1 protein-coding gene is annotated in these 2,355 nt (G+C 67.5%); it reads right to left on the minus strand.

The genetic code is table 11. The annotated features are described in order from the left end of the window. Nucleotides 1-2,207, minus strand: a 2,207-nt coding sequence (locus HUW62_RS46795) for an arylsulfatase (protein ID WP_176438141.1), incomplete at its 3' end; no start/stop codon positions are given. Nucleotides 2,208-2,355 lie beyond the last annotated feature (148 nt).

The raw sequence follows: 2,355 nt of genomic DNA on the forward strand, positions 1-2,355 counted from the left end.
CACGTCAGCCCCTCCCCCAGGCTGATGACCAGCGGCATCGTCGAGGAGATGTCGCTCTGGGCGACCAGGTCCCCGTCGATGAAGAGCTTGCCCCGCCCCGGCGCGCCCTTGCCGGCCTCGAGGTCCGGCTCACCGGTGGGCTCGAACTCGAAGCGCAGCTCCGTGCGGCCGGTGGGCACCTCCACCGCCGACTCGATGTGGAACTCCCGCTCGCCCACGAAGTTGTAGACGTAGTGCAGCTTCCGGCCCTGGATGAAGAAGGTGTAGCCGCCCGTGAGCCCGCCGTGACTGAGCAGCACGCCCTCCGCGTCTCCATCCACGTCCACCTTCGCGGTGATGGAGTGCGGCCGGTTGAGCACGTGCACCGCCACGTTCTCCGGCGCGGGTGAAGTGTGGGGCCGGTAGACGTAGCGCTTGCGGTCCTTGGTGAGCTGCGGCCGCTCGGCGGAGAAGACGGCGCGGTCCGGCGACGCGAGCGGGAGGACCTTGTAGCGACCCGCCTCCACGTACCAGAGGGCAATCATCTCGATGAGCTTGCCTCGCTCCCGCGCGGCCAGGTTCTTCGTCTCCGAGCAGTCCTCCGCCACGTGGTACAGCTCCCACCCCTCCGCGTCGAGCTGACGCAGCCGCTCCTCGGTGAGCTTCGACTCGCCGAACCCCTCACCGGCCTCCTTGAAGGAGGGCCCGGGGAAGGGGCACACCGCTCGCCAGCCGTCATGGTAGATGGCGCGGTTGCTGAACATCTCGAAGTACTGCGTGTGGTGGTGGCTCTCCGCGCGGGCGTCGTCGAACGATTGACGGAAGCTGACGCCCTCGAGCGCGGACTGCGTGACGCCACGGATGTCCTGGGGCGGCTCCAGGCCCAGGCAGTCCAGCACCGTGGGCACCATGTCGATGGCGTGGCAGTACTGCGTGCGGACCTCTCCCCGCGCGCGGATGCCCTTGGGCCAGTGGACGATGAACGGGTCCGTCGTGCCACCCCGATACACCTCGCGCTTCCACCGGCGGAACGGCGTATCCCCGGCCCACGCCCAGCCCCACGAGTAGTGGTTGAAGTACTTGGGCCCGCCCAGCTCGTCCAGGGCCTCCAGGTTCTGCTCCAGCGACTCCGGCGTGTTGTTGAAGAACTTCAGCTCGTTGACGGAGCCATGGGGCCCGCCCTCGGCGCTCGCGCCGTTGTCGGAGATGACCATGATGAGCGTGTTGTCCAGCTCACCGCTCTCCTCCAGGAACTTCAGCAGCCGGCCGATGTGATGGTCCGTGTGCTCCAGGAAGCCCGCGTAGACCTCCATCATCCGCGCATACAGCCGCTTCTCCTCGGGCGGCAGGCTGTCCCACTCCGCCACGTCCGGGTCATGACGGGACAACTGCGTGCCCGGAGGGATGACGCCGAGCTTGAGCTGACGCTGGTACACCTTCTTCCGATACGCGTCCCAGCCGTCGTCGAACTGGCCCTTGTACCTGTCGGACCACTCCCTGGGGACGTGGTGGGGGGCGTGCATGGCCCCCGTGCAGAAGTACATGAAGAAGGGCTTGTCCGGCGCCACCTGCTTGGAGTCCGCGATGAAGTCCACCGCGTGGTCCACCAGGTCCTCGGTGAGGTGGTAGCCCTCCTCGGGCGTCCGGGGCGGAAGCACCGGGTGGTTGTCGTGGACCAGGTCCGGGTAGTACTGGTGCGTGTCGCCGCCGAGGAAGCCGTAGTACCGCTCGAAGCCCCGGCCCAGCGGCCAGCGGTCATAGGGCCCCGCCGCGCTCGTCTGCTCCGCGGGCGTCAGGTGCCACTTGCCCAGGGCATACGTGTTGTATCCCTGCTTCAACAGCATCTCGGAGACGAATCCGTTCTCGAACGGAATCGTCCCGTTGTAGCCGGGGTAGCCGAGGGAGACCTCGGTGATGGTGGCCATGCCATTGGAGTGGTGGTTGCGGCCGGTGAGGATGCACGAGCGCGTGGGCGAGCACAGCGCGGTGGTGTGCATGTTGCTGTAGAGCAGGCCGCCCTTCGCCAGCTTGTCCAGGTTCGGCGTGTGGATGGGCGAGCCATAGCAACCCAGGTGTCCGAAGCCCGTGTCGTCCAGGACGATGAAGAGGACGTTGGGCGAGCCTTCCTTCGCGCGCAGCGGTTGAGGCCACGCTGGAGACGACTGCTCCCACGTCCGGCCGATGGTGCCGGGGAAGGTGCTGCCGGGCTTGTATTCCTTGAGTGACATGAGGTGCCTCCGCGAAGTCGTGCCCTGAGGGCGGCCGTCGCATGGCCCAGGAATCTCCAGGCGACACGTCCCGGCCCCGAGGGTCAGAGATGGGCACGCCACAGGACACCCACCGCTGCCCCCAGGACGGACCCAGGCAGGCAAGGCC

The sequence above is a fragment of the Myxococcus sp. AM011 genome, from assembly GCF_013372595.1.
Taxonomy (GTDB): domain Bacteria; phylum Myxococcota; class Myxococcia; order Myxococcales; family Myxococcaceae; genus Myxococcus; species Myxococcus eversor.